The sequence below is a fragment of the Methanosphaera sp. ISO3-F5 genome, assembly GCF_034480035.2.
Taxonomy (GTDB): Archaea; Methanobacteriota; Methanobacteria; order Methanobacteriales; family Methanobacteriaceae; genus Methanosphaera.
In genome coordinates, this window is sequence record NZ_CP118753.2 from 1,842,061 (window position 1) to 1,864,423 (window position 22,363).

Here is a 22,363-nt window from a genome sequence, read left to right on the forward strand (position 1 = left end):
AAAAGGAACAAGAGAATTATACATATCACCTTTTAGATTGTCATATGAATATATTGAAAAAAACAAATACAATTAAATTTATCGACATATACCACAAAGATAATCAATAAATAAAGATTAACAGATAATCCTAGGTCATCATCCCCCCCCCTTTTTTAGAAATTTTAGATAATATTACTATCCATACTCACATTTTTAGTATGATTGTTACGTATGTATAATATTCTAATGTATAGTCTTTTACCCTAAAGTTTATGTCAAAAACTTGATTAACCAATTTTCATAATAACTAATATTATCCATCTTTTCATGCTATGAATTTTTAGTAAAAGACTATAAATGCTTATTTAATAAATTCTTTGAAGTCCGTTTATTTTATCAAAATCATCATCATAACTTAATATCTTATTTATATTGTTGTCTTGCATTGTTTTTAGTATTAAACAATCAGAATAATTGATGGAACCATTATAATAACTATATGTATCAACTGCATCTTCATAATCTGATTTTTTGAGATATTTAACATCCATTACTTCATTTATTATAGTATATATTTTATTTAAATCAACTCTTTTTTTCATATCTTGAGTGTTGGCATAAATTCGTTTTTGTAATACTTTTTTATGTGGATGAAACTTTTTTTTAGTATGATTGTTAAGTATGTATATGAATATGAAATATATTACTTATCAAGACCCCCCTGATTACTTACCAGCTGCTCTTGGATTAAACTTATATAGCTTTTATTCTATAATTTATATTATCGAAGTCATAGAATTGTTATTTTATGAAATTCTTTTCTTGATTTTCGGTTTTAAAGTTAATGGAGTGAAATAAGCAGTATTAATTATTATGATAGATGAAAATTGTATATATTTAACTCAAAGTACTCTTATTAGAGGTCTTTCTAAGAAACAATTCAATGTTTTAGTGGATATTTCATTGAAATTGAATAAATTAAGAAATAGTGCTATAAAAACTACTAAATTAGATAAATGTGCTGATGATAAACATTTTAAACAGTTGAATTTCAAATCAATAATCACTAAAATCTTTAAATAATTTGGGGAGTAAATTTTGTCTTCTTTGGCAAAAAGCGGAACATGAAACTTTAGAAAATCAATTTTTTTTCAATTCTTTTGATGAAAGGTCTAGCTTGTGAATTAATGTTGATATAGTTGATAATGTTTTCCTTGTATACTCTGTTGATAACTATTTATATTATTAATAGTAAATTATGGAACAGGTGGAATTAATGGAAACTAAAGCAGTTAGAGTAAGTTTAATAAATCATAAAAGATTAGCAGATATTGGCCATAAGAATGATTCATTTAATGATATAATATCCAAACTTTTAGACGATTATGAAGAATATCAAGAAATTAAAGACCTGGTTGAAGCTGATAAAGAATTTGATAAGGGTGAAGGAGTTCATTTTTCTTCTTTAGAAGAACTTGATGCATATTTGGATGATTAATATGGAACTTGAGTTTAAACGTTCTGTTTTAAAACAATTAAAATATTTTAAGAAAAAAAATCCCAAAGCATATGAAATGCTTTATAAAGAATTAGAAGAAATTCTCAATAATCCTTATAATATCTCTTATAAAAAAGTTAAAAAATATCCTAAATATAAGCTAGCAAGAAAAGGAAATTATGGAATATGTTTTAAAGTTCTAGATAATTGTATATATGTAGGTCGTATAGAAGATAGATCAAAAGTATATAATTAACATTTTCATGGTTTTTTTCCTAAATTTGGGGTCCTGTTTTCTGTTTAGTTTATTGTAAATTGTATCTTTTTATATCTCTTTTTTTACGTGCGACGAGCCATTGTCTTTAATTTTGTTCGCACCTTAAATTCTTTCTTTTTTGGTGTGTGTTAGTATAGTATTTATTTGAACGGATACTTTTAACCTTGTTGTATGGGTTATTCTCCCTTGAAACTGCGTTACTGGTAACGGTGGGGTAGGTTGCATGATAGGTAAAGCCTAATCTTATTCCTAGCATCCATGGAATGGAGGGCGAGAGAAAGACCAATAATTTGGCTAATGCTAAATGAACTCTTATAAGCACCGTGAAAGGAACCAACACGGTAGGATGATTAAAGGATGTGTTGAAGGTTGCAGGCAGGTCAGACGAAGTGTAAAAGGACGTCTATTGATTACAACCCGTATGTCTGTCGGTGTATTGAGAGAGCCTAAGTTGTGTCGAGTGTCTAACAGAAGATAAACTCGGTAAGCCCAGTAAAGTCCAATAACTATTATTGGTAGGGGTTTCTGTGAGGAAATTTTAAGACTTTTTTTTGGGTAAGGTATGTTGAGAAAAGCTAATGCCATTGTGTGTCGTTAAGACGGCAGGAATTTAACAAAATTGTAACTGCTTGATGGATATGCTGACTTCAACAGGTGTATAACATGATTATTAAAACGAATTTGTAGTCAGAGGATGTGTGATGATATTATGAGTCAAATTTCAGTTGAAGAAAACTGTACAAACTCTAATGGTTTGTGTCAGTCCACGATAATTAGACAAACTCGACGAAGAATGGTCCAATATTAATTGGAACTATGTTACTCGAAGCATACATGGGACACTTCAACCTTTACTTGTTACTTATTATTAAGTAAGAAATTATATACTTTATTGAATATAATTATTACTATTAAATCTTCAATAATAAAATATGATGAAAGATTTTTACGAGGTGTAGAATGAGGTATATTAATAAAATAAGTCATCTATTCCTATTTATAACAGTATTATTATTGTGTTTAAGCATAGTATCAGCACAAGAAAACAATGATACACACACAATAATAAAAGAAGAACAAACAACAACTTCACAAGTTATAAAAGAAGAGACTAAACCAATAACAAAAACAAAGATACAAGAAAAGAACATAACAAAAACAGACAAAAATAATATAAAAACAGCAAGCAAAAAAGCAACATACTTCGACATAAAAATCACAAACAACATAGCCAACGATGCAAAAATAGAAATAGGAGTAAGAGACGTTGATAATAAACTAATACCAAACAGTAAACTAGAACTAACATTACCAGATAAAACAAAAATAAACACAAAAACACAAAAAAACGGGTGGGGAACCGTAACAATGAAACTAGCATCTGGTAACAAAACAATACACATAGACTACTCCGGAACAGACAAATACTACGCATACGACTATGACCTGAAAATGGAAGTATTCAAAAGAAACTCCAACATGAACATAAACATAGAAAAAACAAACGATACCGGTGACGTTAACATAACAGTAAAACTAACAGACTCCATAACAGGCAACAACATAAAAAATGCAAAACTAACACTAAAAACATCAGATGGAAGAACATTCACAGAAACAACAAACAACAATGCAGTAGCAAAATTTGATTTTAAACTAAACAGTGGAAAAAACTATATGAACCTAACCTATCCTGGAAACACAATATACAGCAACGTCAAAACAAACCTAACAGTAGACATGGGAAAAATCAAAAACAATGTAGACTATGATGTAGAACTAAACAACCTATACGTAGGACAAACATCACTATCAGTAACACTGAAAGATTACGTGACAAGAAAAACACTGCCAAACACGCAGATACAACTCAAAATACATGGAGGAGAAACATACACTGGAAAAACAAACAACAAAGGAGTATTCACAACAAAAGTAGAAGCACCAGTAGGAAAAAACTATATGGACCTAACCTACAATGGAAACAGCAAATACAATAACAGAACAGCAACAATCAACTTCACAGTCACAAAAAGAGTAAGTGACATGAACTTCACACTAACAAGCCCAACCAACCCAAAACTAAGCATAACACTCAAAGACATAGTGCTTAACAAAACAATAAACAATGCACCAGTAACAATCACACTACCCGACGGACAAAAAATAACAAGAAACACAAACACGAAAGGACAAATAACCTACCCAATAACAGTAACGGAAGGCAACAAGAAATACAGGGCAACATACAATGGAAACACCAACCAAACAAGCATAACAAAAACACTAACAGTAAGCAAAGAAGCAGAAAAAATCCCAGTAACATATAATGTAACAGTAACAAACAAGATCTACAGGGACGACATAGTAATATTCAAACTAATTGACACAAAAACAAAAAAAGCAATACCAAACGCACAACTAACAATAAAACTACCATTAAAAACAGTAACAGCTACAACTAACAAACAGGGGGAAATAACAGTAACAAAAAGCCTTAAAGTAGGAACAAACAAGGCAACAATTTCCTATAAGGGAAACAGCAAGTACGCAAACAGGACAACCACAGTAGACATAAAAATAGATAAAAGACCATCCACGATAGACTCATCCATCCATATGGGAACATCACTGGGAATAAGTCTAACACTAAAGGATGCAATAAACAATAAAACAATACCAAACGCAAAACTAGTACTGAAACACCCAAAAACAAATGTAACACTAACAACAGACAAAAACGGAAAAGTAGTGCAGGACATAAAACTACCGGCAGGAAAAGCAGAAATCTCCCTAAGATATGCAGGTAACAGTGTTTACTCAGCATCCAGTGTAAAACCAACAAACATAACAATAACAGACCCTAAAACAGCAACAAAAGTAACAATAAACAGTGTGAAAGGAACACTCGGCGATAAAATAAGAATAACAGTTAACGTTAAAGACATTAACGGAAACAATGTAAACAATGGAAACGTAATACTAAAACTAAACGGTAAAACATTAAAAACAGACAACATATTTGGAAGCAAAAAAGCAGCCAAAAAATTACTAGTAAAAAACGGTAAAGCAACAGTAACACTCACAGCAACAAAAACAATAAGAAACGCTAAAAACCTGACAGCAACATATGGTGGAACAAGCAAATACCATTATAATGTGTCAAAGGCAATAAAACCACAGATACAATTAAGAAAAGCACAGATAACAGTGACAGCAACACCAAAAATACAGCAACAACACAAAGTAATCACATTCAAAGTAAACATCAAAGACGAAGCAAATAAAAAAATAGCAGACAAAAACAGTTACGTTATATTCAAGATTAACGGAAAAACATTAAAAGACTCAAAATCAAAAACAATCAAAGTACAGGTAAAGAACCAGACAGCAACATACAAGTACAGGGTACCGAAAGGAACCAGTGGACTAACCACAGACTTCAAAGTAAAAAATCATGTATTAACAGCAGTATTTTCTAATCCTGTTTATTCAAGTGCAAAAAATACAACAAAATTCCAAGTAAAAAGATCATCAACAAAATTCAACATAACAACACTACAATACACAAATAAAACAAGAACACTCACAATCAAGGGAAACATCAAGGATTACATGAACACTAACGTTGCAGGAAACACCAAGATAAACATAAAAATTGATGGAAAATCAATAACACAGGCAGGCAAAACAGTAAACTACACAATAAAATCAGGAAAAATAAACTTAAACATCAAAGTTCCAAACACATTCAAAACAGTCAATAAAGTAACATTAACCAGTGGAAACCGTCTAGCATACACCAAAGCAACACTAGTTTCTAAAGTAAAACACATCTAAACCCCCCTTTTAAATCATATTTTTTTTTAAATTATGAATTATACTAATTGTTCTTATACTATTCCATATATAATATATAATTATGATACAGGAAGATTTATTCAAAAACAAGGTAGGGATAATTGGTGCCGGAAAGATTGGATTAGCATTAATACTGAAACTTCTCGAAAAAAACTATCCACCGGATAATATAAAATTAACATATAACGGTTCAATATACACATTCAACAATATATATGACAATAACCTGGTAGATATGATATCATCTAATGCTGAAATAGTGAAAACATCAGATATACTCATATTATCAGTACCACCACAATCCTTCAAGGCTATTGGTGACTTTAACCTCTCCGAAGACACACTGGTAATATCATTCATGGCAGGAATAAGTAGTGAAGATATTAGGAAACAAACCGGGTCCAACAATGTGGTGCGAATAATACCAACAGGTCCTGACACGATACATGATTCAAATGCAGTGGCAGGAGTTTATGGAGAAAACAGCACCTCTGATGCATTATTTGACCTGCTTGACATTGACTATGTGAGAGTGGATAATGAGGATGACATGGATTACGTGGCAATAGCAGGATGTCTCCCCGTAGTATACTGCAGGGCAAGCCCAGAATCACCCGAAACAAGGGATGCTATAAACAAAATATCAGAGGAATTTCCATTATTCAGGGAGCTTGCACGTAAATGTGAAAAACTTGTCCCCGAAGATAAGAGTGAAGAATTTATCAGTAAATTCGTAACACCTGGTGGAGTTACACAAGCAATACTTAATGGCTTTAACAGTGGAAAAAGTGTTTATGAATCATTACTTATGGGCCTGGAAAGAAACAGGGATTTATCATATTAACTCTAATTATTCACACCCCTCCCCACAATCATCTTTTTTTATTAATTTCCACAATTATTTGGAAAAATATTATTAGTTTGTTTTGATATAAGTTATTAATGTTATTCATGATTAATAAAAAAATTTATTTAATTATATGTGTCACCATATTATTTGTCCTAGCCGCAGGCACAGTATCTGCAACGGACAATATTACCCAAGACACATATAAAAACGTAAATGTTGATAATAATCAACAAATTGTAGTAAATAATGATAATAAATTAAACAATGAAAGCATAACATCAAAAACAGATTCTGTTGATGTTAATAAAAAGTATGAAAACAGTGTAAAAACAGGAACATCCTCCACGAATCAGAAAGAATTAACATTAAATGTTTCAGTAGTTAACAAGACTGTTGACCTGGTTTCTGATGCAGGGAGTGAATCAGCTATTACAAAAAACATAACAACAGTCGATGGTGTTCCTAATGTTATAAAGTTAGGCATTGATTATGCTTATGCTGATGAAGATGGTACTTATACCATTGAGGGCAGTGAGATTCGTCGTGTGATGCGATTGGACAGCCTTTGTCAGCAGATTTATGGTTATGTGCCAAAGTATACTTTTTTCAGGTCTGTTGGAAGCAATGTTAAGTATGTTATAAGTCGTGAAAAATGGAACGTGATTGCAAGATCACTTAATGGTTACCATGTAAATCAGGGATATGCTGCTGTTAACACGCCTTATTCCGTGACGGTTAACCTTTCCGGTAAGTCACGTTATTATAATGTTTATTATGATGCTCAGGAATGGATTAATGGTCATCAGTATACTTGTGGGCCTACCGCTATGAGTATGATAAGTCAGGCATTGAACTGTTATGCTAGTGAAAGACGTCTGGCAGGTCTTTATGGAACAACTGCTAGTGATGGGACCGATGAATCTAGTATTATACGAAATTCGCCGACGGCACACATGAAATTAACTGACATAACTGACAGTAAAAGTGCAGTGAAAACTGCATTAACTGGTGGAAAAATGGTTTTCTGGCATATTCGTGGCCATTATATGTGTGTGGTTGGTTATAATAAGGTAACTGATAAGTTTTTATGTTTAAATCCTAGTGGTCCTAGTCATAATATTAAAGCTGTTCAATGGGCTACATGGACTCAGATGATGAATACTGATCGTGGATTAAAAGATAAGGGATTCATGTCTGTGATGCCATGCTGGGATTTAACCTCATCTAACAAGACTAATGCCAAATACTATTATTATAATATGGGTGGTAAGTACACAGTACCCGCCAATAATGAGTATTGTAATAATGGTTATGATAATAAGGTTAAAGTTGTTGCCAACACACCATCTAGTGTTCCAAAAACCACTAACAAGACAGTGCTCAGAATCAGTTCTGATGTTACAGGATTAAATACTGGAAAAATAGGATTATACCTTGGTTCTAGTGTTCTTAAAAGTGGTCTTGTGAAGGATGGTGTTGTCTGCGTTAATTATACTTTACCGGCATATGTTACTGGCACTGTTACTTTAACCTCCAAGTATTTTGATTCATCAAATACTTCTTTGGCTAAGGCTAAATTAACTTTTAACAGTGATATAGTTGGAAAAAAATATTCCAATACTACAAAAGTTAAGGGTTTTGAATCAGTACTGGTAGATAATGTTGTTGCTAAAAAGGATGATGTTGTAACATTCACTGCACATGTAACAGATGATAATGGAAAAGCTGTTGACAATGGTAAAGTTGTCTTTAAACTTAATGGCAATACATTAAAACGTAATGGCACACCACTCAAGGTAAATGTTGTGGATGGTGTAGCTAAACTCAAATTCACAATTCCAAATTACAGTGCAAAAACATACAAGTTAACAGCAGTATTCGGTAATGACACAACCCGTATAGAAGATCATGCAACTTTAACAATTCAGAAACTAGCTACAAAAATCAGTGAACTAAAATTTAGTCAAAACGGTGAAACAGGAAGACTAGTAGCAAGAATAGTTGATGAAAATGGGGACATTGTGGAAAGAGACACAAAAATTTCCGTTAAAGTCGATGGAAAAACAATAATCAGACAGGTTAAAGTTAGTAATGGACTATTAAACAAGACTTTTGACTTATCCAGCTATAAAAATGGAAATCACACTATTCAAATTATCGCAGGAGAAAACGGATTATATAAATCCTCACGAATAACTCGAACATTCAATTTTGTTCGCCCAGAAATAGTTCAATCACCTATTCATTTAACTAACATTAGTATAGATAATATTGGAGATAAAGTGTTCGTCATGGCAGAAATTGTTGATGAGAACGACTCTAGTATTGTTGATGATTTTAAGGTGTCTGTAAAAATAGGTGGAAACACACTGGTTAATAAGGCTGTTGCTAGTGATGGTTTTATTATTGAGAAGGTGGATGTTTCAGATTATGATGAAGGTTCTTATAGTTTTGTTCTGATTGTTGGAGAAACTAAGTTTTATAAGTCCGTTCGTTATACTACTACAATTCAAATTTCCTAATTTTACTTTTTTTTTAGTAGTAACTATTTTTGTAAAAAATTTATTTTGTTTTAAAGAATATTTTTTCTTAGCTGTATTGTTACTTTACATGGTATGAATATTAGTCTTCTTTTTCTATTCTTTCTTATAAGGGGCGTATTAAACATCACTTACAAATTACATTGTTAACATTGTGGAGGAAGAATTTAAATTCTTGACAATACACATAGAGAATAAGGGGGTAGATTCAACAGAAGAGCTATTAAGGAACATAATAATTAAAATACTTGAAGAAGCAAAAAATGAATCAATATCCCCTAGATTCAACAATTAATAAAGGATAATATTTCTATTTTTAAGCTATTTGTTTAAATTTAGTTCTTTTATGAAGGTTAGGCGTATTTTTGTGGTGTGTTTTCTAAAAATGATGGAATATTTATGCTAAGTTTCAGTTGTAAATATTTTTTTTGGTAATAAAGTTATTGTTTTAAAAAAAGTTATATGTTATCAAAAAGAAAATATTTTTTTCTCAGTTTATTAGTCTTTAGGTTTTCTATTTTCTTTTTGCATGTTTATATTATGTTTTTTAATAAGGAGTGGTTTTGAGTTATTGACTACTATAGAATATTTTTTTTATAATAGGTGATTTAATTATTCTTTTTTTTTAACTATTTTTATTATTCACGTGTTTAATAGTTTGAGTGATTTGTAGTCATTTATATTTTAACTCGGCTTTTGTTTGACTAATTGTTTTAGGTGTATAGGATATAATTTTTTTTTAGGATAACCTAAATTTCTTAGTCAATTAAATGTTGTACTCCAAAGTATATAAATGTTTTGGTAAACCTAAAAATTCATGTGTTATATCATACACATCATGAATCATCTCATAGTTTTCCTAGCAATATCCTTAACAATTTGAATATCAGTTATACTTCTCCTTTTCTATAATCAGGATTCAATCTCCTTCTTTCTATAAGATATTCTCTGGTTGATCCGAAAAACAGAATAGTATCTGCTAGCAGATGAACGTAAATATTCTTCATGTTCTTTTTGACTTAAGTAGCAACATTAAAATTTCTCATAGTCAAATTTAATCATTGATAATTCGCCCATATTATGAAGTTATCAAAAACATTATATTGTTTTATCAAGGGACGTAATTTATTATGTAGTTTTTCCAAATTATTCAGATCATTTTTTGTATCCTTATTCTTTGGTATAACTGGTGCTAATGTTATTTGTTCATAATTGTCTATTTCGGGATCTGGTGATAATTCTAAAGTCAGTTCATTATCTGGATACACTTCTTTGATTGAGGGCACTATTTCTATTAGGAAATCTATGAATTTTGTATTTCTGTAAATGAAATCTAATAGTTCTTCTGGATTTACTAGTGTGTAATTTTTGTTTAATTGTTTTTCGAAGTTTTCAGTATATTCATTAATTGTTTTGTTTTTATTTCGTTTTCATTGTTTAATATATGTTGGATTATGTTAGCTTTTGTTGTTGTTTGACTTACCATTTTTTATCATTCATTCAATATCCCCTATTATATTTTATATATTATTATAGATTGTTTAGAATTTTATGAATTTATGGTAATTATGTACAACATTATTAATAGTTTCCTAGCAGGTAATATACCAGTTGTTCGGCTGTACGTCCGGATGGGGAACCATGGTTCATAAGCCACTTATTAGCTTCCCTTTCTAACTCTTCATCACTAAGGGTAATCTCAGGGTACCTTCGTGCAATAGTTTTAACAATATTAAAATACTCCTTAATGGTAGGCTTATAATAGCCAATACTCATACCAAAACGGTCAACCAATGACAACTTCTCACGAATGGTATCTGAATGATATAATTCCTCACTGGATGAAGAATTAACTCTCTCGTTCCATGTTTCCTTAATAAGGTGTCTGCGATTACTGGTAGCATATATTAAAACATTATCTGGATTAGTTTCAAGACCACCCTCTATTAAGGCCTTAAGATACTTGTATTCACTCTCGGACTCCTCAAATGACAAATCATCCATGTATATTATGAACTTATAGTTACGATTCTTAATTTCCTTAATAATCTTTGGCAAATACTTGGTTTCATGCTTATAAACTTCTATCATCCTCAAACCCTGCGGATAATACTGGTTTAAAATAGCCTTAATGCTGGTTGACTTACCGGTACCTGCATCACCATACAATAACACATTATTAGCCTTTTTTCCCTTAACAAAACTTTCAGTATTATGAATCAGCTTCTTTTTCTGATGTTCATATCCTACCAGGTCATCAAGCACCACATCATCAAGTGATGTTATAGGTATGAGAAAGTCCTGTTTTTCATCATGAGATAATTGGAATGCCCTGTTTAATCCATATTTGCCGACACCATACTTCTTATAGAAAGTGGTGATAATGTCAAACATTTCATCCACATTTGTCACGCCTTCAATCGCCCTGCTTAATTCCTGGACTTTTAGGCTAACATCCTTGTTATATAACTGTTCCTTTTTAACTACGGCAGTATAGTTGGTTATGATACTGAAACAGTCTATGTCTAACAGGTTTTCTATTTCACTAAAATCGTAGTTGAAGAGTTCCAGGAATATTTCAAGGTCATGCTTAACAAGCTGGTTTACGCTTCCATTGTTCTGTCCAACTTTTTCACTTATTAGTGTGAATGGATTTTCTGTTGTTGCAATCAGGTATGCAAGGTAGTTGTGCCATAGGTTGTTGTTAAAACCGTATTTTGTGGCTAAGTTAAGTAGATGATTAATCTGGGTGTATATGTCATCTATCAGTTCGTCCTTGTTGGGGTTGTCGTTTTCAAATTTATTGAATAATCTTGATATTTCAGTAAATATTGGTTCGTTTATGTTTTTATAAACTATCAGTCTCGATATTAAATTATGCATTTTTTATCACTTTATAATTATTTTTTTTTATTAATTTTTCACAAAAAAAAGAGTAAGTAGTATGATTGGGTGTTTATTCGAATTCTATAGTACTTGGAGGCTTATTGCTCAGTGATAATGATACGTGTGTTATCTCGGGAACGTTTGCAGTAATTTCCTGTGATACTTTATGTAAAAATGGCCATGGAATATCCGGCACATTTGCTGTCATTGCATCGAATGACTGAACCATACGTATAACTACAAGGTATCCGAAGTCACGCTGATCTCCTTTTACTCCGGTTACTTTACTATCTGTTAACACTACAAAGTATTGCCATAAATCCTTATGTAATCCTTCCTCTTCCACGTGCTTGTTAAGGATAGCATTTGCTTCTCTGCATATTTCCAGTTTTTCCTTGGTAATGTCACCCAGTACTCTTACTGCAAGTCCTGGTCCTGGGAATGGTTGTCTGTGGACGATAGAGTCTGGTAATCCTAGTTCTGTTCCTACTTCTCTTACTTCATCCTTATATAATTCGCGTAGTGGCTCGATTATTTCAAGCACTAATCCGTCAGGCAGGGTTAGGTTGTGGTGGGATTTAATGTTTCCTTCACTTTCTATCCAGTCCGGTGCAATAGTTCCCTGTAATAAGTATTTAGCTCCTGACTTTTTAGCTTCTCTTTCAAACACTTCAATAAACTTATGTCCAATAATTTCCCTTTTCTTCTCAGGATCTGTTACTCCGGCGAGTGCTGCTATGAATTCATCCTCAGCGTTCACTAGTTTGAAGTTGATTTTGTCTTTGAACGTGTTTTCCACTTCTTCTGCTTCACCTTTTCTTAGCAGGCCATGGTCTACGAAGATTGCTTCCAGTTGGTGGCCTATTGCCTCGGATGCTAGAGCGGTTGCTACGGAACTGTCTACTCCTCCGGATAATGCAATTATCACTTTTTCGTCTTGTACTTCATTCTTTATGTTTTCTATTGATTCTTCTATAAATTGTTTAGTGTCCATCATCATATTCTTACACTGCCCCTTTTATTTTTTGCATATTTTGTAGAAGTTTTCGAATATTTCTCCACCTCTTGGTGTGTGCTGAACTTCTGGGTGGAATTGTATTCCATATATTTCCTTTTCTTTATGTTTCATTGCTTCGATAGCACATTTATCGGAACTTGCAATTACTTCAAATTCTTCTGGTAGTGTTATTACTTCATCTTTGTGGGATGCCCATACTTTCAGTGAGTCACCTATTCCCTCGAATATACCTACTTCTTTTTCTATGTTTAAATCTATTTGTGCATAGCTTTCTATTTCTGCAGATTTTGTTTCTCCACCAAATACGTTTGCTATTACCTGGTGACCTAAACATATTCCTAGAATTGGCACATTTATATGTTTTATGATATCTTCACAGTTACCTATCCTTTCTATTGAAGGTCCTCCTCCTAGGATGATTCCTTCAGGATTCATTGCCTTTATGTCTTCAAGGCTTGTTTCGTTGGAAACTAGCTTGTTTTCTATTTTAAGGTAGGTTAATGTTCTGGATATCCTATGATTGTATTGTCCAAAATTATTAATAATAACTATGCTCATATTTAATTCCCGTTCATGTAATTTCATAAAATAAGTCTAATGAATAACATATTTATTAACTTGTTATATATTACTATCATCTATATATAATATTATGGAATTGGATAATATTATAATTATTGTATTCTCTTGTGTTATTTCACTTATTTTAACATCAATATTTTTCAGATTCCTGTTGCCACTTATTGTTTTTGTGGTGATAGCATATTTCATATACGAATTATTGATGAACTGGAATAATCATAGAAAATATCAATACTAAAAAATAGGGGTAAATTATATAATGTTTACGGTTAATCTTGAAGAGGACACGCTTTATGAGGTGCTGGTGTCCACAGGTACTGGTGATGACTTTAATATCCGAGCATTTGGTATGCGATTAGTGGATGGTAATATTGTTCTTAAACTCTATCCTAACCATACTCTTTCCAATATCAAAAAGACGGGCACTTTCACTGTGCATTTTACTACTGATGTCTCATTATTTACTGGTGCCGTTTTCGGGTTACTGGATGAGTCTTCCTTGAAACTCGTGGATGTTTCTCTTGTATGTGAAGTTATAAGTATTGACTCATCACATGTCGAAGACAGTTATGGAAAAAATATTACTACAACAATCCATGCAAAACCAGTAGAAATAATAAGAAACAGGGAGTCAATACCAACAATTAACAGGGCTACAAACAAGATAATAGAATTACTTGTAGATTATACAAGATATGACTACATGAATATAGACGCGAAGAAACAATACCTTGAAAAATTGGAACAGACAGAAAAATACATACAAAAAAACGGAAACCAAAAACACAAACAAGCAATAAAAAAGATAAAAAAAGAAACAAAAAGTTAATCCTCATGATTAACAACATCAATAAACCTGTTCTTAGACACATCAAACAAACCAAGATTAGTAATCTTAAGCTCAGGAACAACAGGCAAAGCCATAAAACTCAAAATAGAAAACGGACTCTCCAAAGAACAACCCATACGAGCCACCATCTCATTAAGAGCCTCAGACTTCCTTGCAACCTCAAGAACAGGACGATCACTCATAAGCCCCGCAATAGGCAACGGCAAATCAAGCTCCTCCTGATTACTAATAGCAACAATACCTCCCTCATTATCAATAATCCTATTAGTAGCCTCAGCCATATACTCACTATTAGTACCGACAACAATAATATTATGACTATCATGACTAACACTAGAAGCAATAGCACCATTCTTCAAACCAAAACCACTAATAAAAGCATTACAAACAGTATTGCCACCATAACGTTCAACAACACTAATCTTAAGAACATCCTCAAAGACAGAAGGAATAATCTTACCCCTATCAATAGTTAACTTAGCAGTAGACCTGCCAGTAACAATAGAGTTAGGAATAACATTCATCACATTAACAACAGCACTCTTCTTATCAGGATTACCTGCAACTACATCAAAATCCTCCGGAACCTTATGTTCCAAGTTAATATGAGTATCCAAAGACAAAGGCTTAGCCCGATACAAAATCTTCTGCTTCTTAAATATGGTGTTACCATTAACCACAACACGTTTAACCCTGAAATCATCCAAATTATCAATAAATACAAAATCAGCACTCTTACCCGGAGCAATACAACCACAATTCAAGCCATAATGCATTGCAGGATTAAGAGTAACCTTACGAATAGCATCAAATGGGTCCATACCATAATCCACAGCCTTCCTCAAACGAATATTAAGATGACCCTTAACCAGATCCTCAGGCTTAATATCATCAGTCACAATAAAGTCAGTAGGATTATTAACCAAAGTTTCAAGCATATGAGACTCACTGCCCTCACGAATCATAATCTTCATACCAAGACGCTTCTTCTCAAGAGCCTCAGCACTACTTACACACTCATGCTCAGTACTGATACCATACTTAACATACTTCTGCAAATCAACACCAGACAATAAAGGAGCATGACCATCAATAGGCTTATGATACTTCTTAGCAAGATTAATCTTCTCAATCAAATCATCTTCACCATTAACAACACCATCATAATCCATAACCTCACTCAGAGCAACAAACTCGTCCCGTTTAATCAAAGACTCAACAATACTAGTGTCAATAACAGCACCATTAGTCTCATTACTCGTTGAAGGAACACATGAAGGAACAGTGAAGAAAAACTTCAAAGGAGCATACTTAGCATCATTAACCATGTACTCAATACCCTCCAAACCCATAACATTAGCAATCTCATGAGGATCATTAACAACAGCAGTAGTACCATGACGAAGAGCAACCTCCGCGAAACGTGAAGGAGTCACCATAGAACTTTCAATATGGGTATGACAATCAATAAAACCAGGAACAATAATATCCGGAAAATACTGGTCCACTTCCCTAATAGACTCAATAATACCATTAGTAACCTTAATTTCCCCAGGATAAATCTCATCAGTAAACACATTTAAAATATTACCTTTAATAATCATATCAATATCACCCGAATAATTAAATATTCAAAGATAAAGCAGAAACCGTAAATATCAACACTAATCAAATAATGCACGTCCACATAACAACAAAAAAAATAATCATAAAAAAATAATAATAATATTGCACGTCCCTAATAATACTTGCATCAAAGTCGTCGAGTTTCCACCTACACTAACAGGCATCAAATAATTATAAAAACGAAAAAAAAATTTTTCCATCCAAATAATAAAATATTCCTTATAAATATTTATGTAAAATATCGTATAAATAATAGGCACATTATGAAAACATTATCAACGATAACAAAAAATTCACAAAGGAAACATAACAAAACAAAAATCAATTAATATACTAAAATAATACTTTACGAAAAAACATGAAGAAAATTATAAAATAAAATGGGGGTTAAAAGGTTAAAGTAGAAAAAAAAGTTATACTTTAACTATTTTACTTGTCTCATTACGAGCTCCAAGATATGCCTGACGATCACCAGTCACAATCATAACACTCTTAACCTTAATAGTCTTATCTAACTGAATATTCTTAAGATTTATTTTACCATCAGTGACCTGGAAGTTCTGTGTCTTACCAGTACTAGGGTTAACATAGCTTCTACCATTAATCTTAATGTTCACCTGGTTAGTTCCTATCACATTCTTACCCTTATAATCCTTGATTGTTGCCTGTACACTTAGAACATTCTTACTGTTAACACTTGTCTTTGCTATGTTGATTGTCACAGGACTTCTCTCCACATGGAATACGCCAGTGTCTCTAGTATCTGGGTAGTAAGTGTCACTTACCAGCACTGCTTCAACATCATAATCTCTGATTGTACCATCATTATTAACACCACCCATACCTGCTGGTACAGTGTACTTGTATGTTGCTGTGTTGTTAACAACTTTTACCTGTACGTTTTTGCCTTTGTTGTCTTTTATTGTTTTGCCGTTTACCTTGAATATTACCTTTGTAGCTGTGCTCATTGCGGTCTTGTTCTTGGTGTTTGGTGTTGTATCGGTTAGTTTTGCTGTGAATTTGATTGTATTGTATTGTTTCTGTGTTCTAGGACTGGTTGTTACTGTTATTTTAGCGTTTCGTTTCTTGATTTGTGCGGTTACTGTGCTGCTTTTTGCTTCTTCGTACTTGTATGTTCCACTGTAGGATGCGGTTATGTTTTTAGTGTTACGTAGGTATAGGTCTGCATTAATTGTTGCAGTTACAATACCATTTTCTACTTTGAACTTCATTACAGGGGCATTGCTGTCGAATCTGCCATCATTTCTTAGTGTTTTACCGTTTAGTTTGAACACTAGGTTTCCACCATTCACAGGATTACCTTTAGTATCAAGTACGTGTGCTGTTAGTATAATGTTTTCGCCTATTATTCCATTTACTGGGTCTACTGTTACTGTTACATTGTTTTTGGTGGTTGTTATGCTTACTGTTGTGCTTGCTGGCTTGTAGTTATTGTTTCCAGGGTATGTTACTGTTATTTTCTCTGTTCCTGCTTTGGTTTTTACTGGTATGATTGCTACTCCGTTTTCATCTGTTGTAGCATTGCCTATTTTTTCGCCTTTACTGTTTGTTATTGTGATTGGTGCGTTACTTATTGGTGTGCCTAGTTTGTTGTCTATTGTCACTGTTACTTTGTTGTCATCTACACTTCCATTTTCAGGTATTGCTGTTATTACACTTGTTTTATTCATTTCATCTATGATCTTTGGATAGTCAGGTTCTATTGTAAACGCTTTTGTCTGTGAATCTCCTATTATTTTTTTATCACTAGGGATTGTTGCCGTGATTTTTGCATTTCCTGGTGGTGTTGTTGTATCAGTAATAATTATTTTACCCTCTGAGTTGGTTGTTTTATTGGATTTTGTTCCATCAGGTAATGTTATTTCCACTGTCTGGCCAGGTAATGCTTCACCATTGTCATCTGTTACTGTTACTTCTACTTGAACATTTCCTTCGGTGTCATTAAGTACATCTATGCTTATTTGTGCTTCTGGCTTAATAGTTATCCGGGTGGTTGTACTTGATGGGTTGTACGTATCATTACCAATGTATGTTACATTTAAGGTGTATGTTCCGCTTGGAAGAGTTGATATGCTAACGGTTGTAGTGTCCTTTATCTTCTGTGCTGTTACTATTTCACCTTCTTCATCGTATATGATTAATGTTCCGCTTGTAATCTTTTTACCATCTTTTCCGTTTACTTCCACGTTAAATGTTACTTTTCCATCTATTGTTTCTGGTGTTGTTGCTGTGGTTGTTGTGTTTATCTTGGTTGCATGGAATATTGTGTCGTTTTCGCTGGTGAGGTGTGTTGTGTTTCCAGCAAATAATGCTATCACATAGTTATTTCCGAGATTTGTTGGAACGTAGCTGAAGCTGAATTCTCCGTTTTCATCAGTTTTCACATCATATTCTTCATTGTCTACGAAGATAACCAGGTCTGTGTGAGGCATTATGTTGTCCTGTATGTCTTTTAATGTTCCGTGGATAATTGTTGCCTGTCCTATGAGTGTGTCATTACAGTCTAGTATTATATGTGTTTTTATGTTAACATCAAAGGTTGTCTTATTGCTTAGTAATGGTGATGTTTTTGTTTTGTTTATTTGTACTGTTACATTGTGTGTTCCCAGTGCCTTGGTTGTGTATGTGAATTCATATTCTCCGTTATTGTTTGTTTGTGTGCTGTTAATGTATTCTCCGTCTATGTATAATTCAATGTCTTGATTGTTTAATGTTACTATTTCTCCATTGCTTGTATTAAAGTATGCTCTGCCTTTGATTGTTGTGGTGTTTGACAGTTCAACTGGGCTGGTTGCATTGACAGTTAATATGTAATCATGTGGCATGACGAAGTAGTACGTGTTATTATAGAATGTTTGGGTGTCGTAATATTTGGAACTTTCATTTTGGTCAATTACTACTCGGCATGTAAATGTTTTTTCATCGATAGGGTTTTCAATACGTGTATTGCGTATATTGATGATATCAGATTCACTCCAATCATAGTGAATTACTTCAATGTCTGAGGTAAGATTGTCCTGTTTTCCTTGAGTTTCGTCATTAAGGTATATTGTTGCGTTACCAAAGGTTGGAATGTATCCGTCATCGAATCTTATGTCATCACTCCAAGGATTTGTTGAATTTCTTATTACTATTTGACTGTTTTTAACTATGAAATTGGATGGGTCATTATCATAGAATTCATTGTTTGTCACATCACATCTATATGGGGTATGTCCTTGATAATCGTTTCCGCTTTCTCCGTGTTCAAAGGAGATTACACCATAGTCTATTTTAATATCATATTCTTCACCTACTAGGTTTTCTACTTTATTTGAAATAAACTGGGAATGATTTACTATTAAATGACCAAAGCTGTTCAGTATACCTGGAGCAAGGTTAATTAATATTTTTTCGCCACTCCATTCTTCAACTGATACCTCTTTTACTATAGCTTTATTATTTTCTATTATTGTATTGTCTATTGTTGTTGATTTTACTTGATGGTTAAGTATTATTGTTCTAATATAATCCTCAAGGGATACTTCTGTTGGGCCTATTGGACCATTGTCTGCTATTATGACTGCACCGTAAAGTCCTCCAAGGTTTGAAGTGAAATTACTGTTGTTTATTATCATATTATTCTTCATTTGCCATATTACGGAAGCATAAGTTTCACTAATATTGGCGGTAGAATAATCCAGGTCTGCGGGCAGTCCGTTTCCTTCAAAGTTACTGTTGTTTATTGATAAGGTTGAATTACTGCATATTACAAGGCCCTGTCCGGTGTATTTGTTGTTTACGCTTTTTAAGGTATTGTTATAAAAGTTCACATTATCCAGGGTAACATTTCCATCATAAAGCACTAATGTTGTCGTGTTTGTTCCCTTGTTTGAAGTGAAATTTGTATCTTTTATGGTTAAGTTAGTGTAATCCTTATACTCATAATAAAGATAATAAATGTACCTCTTATCATACACTGTATCGTTAAGTGTTCTGTTAATAAAGGTATATCCCTTATAACTTAACACTCCCTCATTATCTCCAAAGTTATCATGGAAGTTTGAACCTAGTATTTCAGCTTCTCCCAGAGTTTCTATTCTCATAGCACCAGTTGCACTTGTAACACCTAATGTTTCATCGTATCCTCCGTTAGAGTCAAATTCTGTGCCGATCACTTTTAATGTAGTGTTAACAAAACCATAATAGTCTACAGCTGCCGCATCATCACCCCAGTTTTCACGGTAAGTGTTATTGGCTAGGGTCATGTTTCCGTTATTGAAAGTGTTTAATGCACCAGCATAGTACACTGCTTTATTGGATTCAAACAATGTGTTTTCAACTATTAATGATCCCATGTTGCTTGCCATTATTGCCCCGTATGCTCCAGTGTTTGAAGTGAATTCTGAATTATTAATAACTGTATTGTATGATTTTACTATGCTTAATACTGCAGCATCCAATGCATTTGTGTTTCCATTGGAATCAAATTTTGTACCATTGATTAATAGGTTACTGTTTTCATTTTCAGTATCATAGTAGATGATACCTGTGTAGTCTGCATGGTTTTCTTTGAATGTTGAACCAGTTATTGTGGTGTTACCATTTGTTTCTATGTATAATGCTCCTCCGAATGCAATTGTTTCACCTTTATCGTTAACGGCATTCTTTTCAAATGTTGTGTTGTCAATGATTAACTTTGAACCTTCATCGTCATTATAACATATTGCTCCACCATTTATAGCATAGTTTGATGAGAAATACGAGTTATTCACAGTTAAATTAGTGTTATTAACATATATTGCCCCACCATATGATAAACTGCTGTTTAAAGTGTTGCCCGTAAATCGTGTATTGTTAATGTTAACATTTGCGTACTCAGCATATATTGCTCCACCTGTTTCATCGGAGTTAACACTCTCAGCACGGTTTTTCTCGAATGTGGAGTTGTCTATGTTTAATGCTGCTTCATCAACAAGGATAATGTTAATCTCTTCTGGCAAGTGTTCTACTTCGTCTCGGGTAAGTGAGTAATATCCAATTGTTCCACTAGTTTTTGCTGCATTGTTTAAGAATTTGGAATTTGTTATATTGTTAACACCGTATCCTTGCAGTACTAATGCACTATAAGATTTTGCAGAGTTAGATTCAAATACTGTGTTATTTATGTCAACATATCCGAATGATTGGATAGAAACTGCGCCATCTGCTCTTGCTCGGCCACTTTCTTCTTCATCACTCTTGTTTATTTTATTTGACTTGAATGAACAATTATTTATACTGGTATTATTATTAAAATTTATTATGACAAGTGCACTGCTAACCTCAGCAGCATAGTTTGAATTAAACTCTGAATTTTCAATCTTAATATTACCATTTGTTTCAATAGCTACAGCTCCACTTATGGAGATGTTATTATCTTTTTTACCATTAGAAGTAATCATGGTGTTATTCATGTAAAATGAACTTCCCTTAGTTCCAACATACAGGATTGCACTACTTTCATAACCCTTGTTATTATTAAATTCTGAATTAAGTATGGTTACATTTGAGGTATACTCAGGATTTTCATTAAAGAATGCATTATTTGCATCTAATCCGAGTGGGAAAACAGTTAATCCTGTAGCCTGATTGTTTAATAAATGAGTATTATTTAATAATACTGTTCCCTGGTTTAACTGTATCACACCATCATACATAATTATCTGAAGCATATCATTGTCGGTCACTGTTTGTTTTTCAAGACAATTTTGTATTGTAACATTGTTTACAACTAAATTACATGACTGGTTAATGTAAAGGAATGTGTGTAATCCATCACCATCAATTATTCTGCCATTACCATTTATGGTAAGATTTTTTATGTTCTTGTTCACTATTATTCTATTTGTGATAGTGTATTTTTCATCACCGTCTAATGATACTGTGACTGTTTCATCACTTTCTTCATTTGTCAGTGTATTGTATAAATCATCATAGTTGTTAACACTATGTGAAGATTCCTTTGTATTAGTTTGTTTAGTTTTATTAATTCTTTTCACGGGTGTTTCCTGTGCCAATTTTGTTTCCTGTGCCATGTTTTCAGTGAATGTGTCAGTGTTTTCTGTGCTGGTAAAATCTGTGTTAATATTGCTTGTCGTGTTATCTGTTTGTGTGTCTGTAGCATTCACGGCACTTAAACCAATAACAAATAATAAAACTAATACACTGAATATTAATTTCTTATGTGTCAAAAACATCATACTCCTCCTATCATTTTTTTTTCAGAGTAAATTTTTCTATTATCTTTTATTTCTTCAGTAACACATATTTTTTTAGGTTAATGATGAATATATTATCTTACTTAAATTATAAGATAATTCTAATAAAACAATTTACTATGATTAATATTTT

At 32.7% G+C, this 22,363-nt stretch carries 13 protein-coding genes; 7 read left to right on the plus strand and 6 right to left on the minus strand.

From position 1 onward, the window contains the following. Window positions 1-347: 347 nt before the first annotated feature. Window positions 348-584 carry a PIN domain-containing protein gene (locus PXD04_RS19765; protein ID WP_323736531.1) on the minus strand — a complete coding sequence of 79 codons (237 nt, stop codon included), beginning with the start codon at window positions 582-584 and terminating at the stop codon, window positions 348-350. Between the two features lie 271 nt (window positions 585-855). On the opposite strand from PXD04_RS19765, the gene PXD04_RS19770 reads away from it, so the two are divergent. From PXD04_RS19770 to PXD04_RS19795, 6 genes are all read left to right on the plus strand, one after another. Beyond that, window positions 856-1,065 (plus strand): hypothetical protein, encoded by a 210-nt coding sequence (locus tag PXD04_RS19770; RefSeq protein WP_323736532.1) that lies wholly within the window; start codon window positions 856-858, stop codon window positions 1,063-1,065. A gap of 193 nt (window positions 1,066-1,258) precedes the next feature. Further along, on the plus strand, window positions 1,259-1,480 hold the full coding sequence (locus tag PXD04_RS19775; RefSeq protein WP_323736533.1) for a hypothetical protein: 222 nt from the start codon (window positions 1,259-1,261) through the stop codon (window positions 1,478-1,480). Between the two features lies 1 nt (window position 1,481). Further along, entirely contained in the window at window positions 1,482-1,736 is a 255-nt protein-coding gene (locus tag PXD04_RS19780; protein ID WP_323736534.1) for a hypothetical protein, read from the plus strand. A gap of 981 nt (window positions 1,737-2,717) precedes the next feature. Continuing rightward, window positions 2,718-5,597 carry a hypothetical protein gene (locus PXD04_RS19785; protein WP_323736535.1) on the plus strand — a complete coding sequence of 960 codons (2,880 nt, stop codon included), beginning with the start codon at window positions 2,718-2,720 and terminating at the stop codon, window positions 5,595-5,597. Window positions 5,598-5,679: 82 nt separating this feature from the next. Continuing rightward, the gene (locus tag PXD04_RS19790; protein ID WP_323736536.1) at window positions 5,680-6,462 is read left to right on the plus strand and encodes a pyrroline-5-carboxylate reductase family protein; all 783 of its coding nucleotides are present in this window, start codon (window positions 5,680-5,682) and stop codon (window positions 6,460-6,462) included. 107 nt (window positions 6,463-6,569) lie between these two features. Beyond that, window positions 6,570-8,990 (plus strand): hypothetical protein, encoded by a 2,421-nt coding sequence (locus PXD04_RS19795; RefSeq protein ID WP_323736537.1) that lies wholly within the window; start codon window positions 6,570-6,572, stop codon window positions 8,988-8,990. Between the two features lie 1,599 nt (window positions 8,991-10,589). Here the strand turns inward: PXD04_RS19795 and PXD04_RS19800 are convergent. From PXD04_RS19800 to PXD04_RS19810, 3 genes are all read right to left on the minus strand, one after another. Further along, window positions 10,590-11,891: an ATP-binding protein gene (locus PXD04_RS19800; protein ID WP_323736538.1), complete on the minus strand. Its 1,302-nt coding sequence runs from the start codon at window positions 11,889-11,891 to the stop codon at window positions 10,590-10,592. Between the two features lie 73 nt (window positions 11,892-11,964). Further along, window positions 11,965-12,891, minus strand: a complete 927-nt coding sequence (gene guaA, locus PXD04_RS19805) for a glutamine-hydrolyzing GMP synthase (RefSeq protein WP_323737483.1) — start codon at window positions 12,889-12,891, stop codon at window positions 11,965-11,967. Between the two features lie 21 nt (window positions 12,892-12,912). Continuing rightward, window positions 12,913-13,470, minus strand: a complete 558-nt coding sequence (locus PXD04_RS19810; RefSeq protein WP_323736539.1) for a GMP synthase subunit A — start codon at window positions 13,468-13,470, stop codon at window positions 12,913-12,915. Between the two features lie 283 nt (window positions 13,471-13,753). Between PXD04_RS19810 and PXD04_RS19815 the strand changes: the two genes are divergently transcribed. Then, window positions 13,754-14,323, plus strand: a complete 570-nt coding sequence (locus PXD04_RS19815) for a DUF447 domain-containing protein (protein WP_323736540.1) — start codon at window positions 13,754-13,756, stop codon at window positions 14,321-14,323. Here PXD04_RS19815 and ade read toward each other — a convergent pair. Together ade and PXD04_RS19825 are read right to left on the minus strand one after the other, a co-directional pair. Next, entirely contained in the window at window positions 14,320-15,948 is a 1,629-nt protein-coding gene (gene ade / locus PXD04_RS19820) for an adenine deaminase (protein ID WP_323736541.1), read from the minus strand. The genes PXD04_RS19815 and ade overlap by 4 nt on opposite strands. Before the next feature lie 435 nt (window positions 15,949-16,383). Beyond that, entirely contained in the window at window positions 16,384-22,203 is a 5,820-nt protein-coding gene (locus PXD04_RS19825; RefSeq protein WP_323736542.1) for an Ig-like domain-containing protein, read from the minus strand. Window positions 22,204-22,363: the final 160 nt, after the last annotated feature.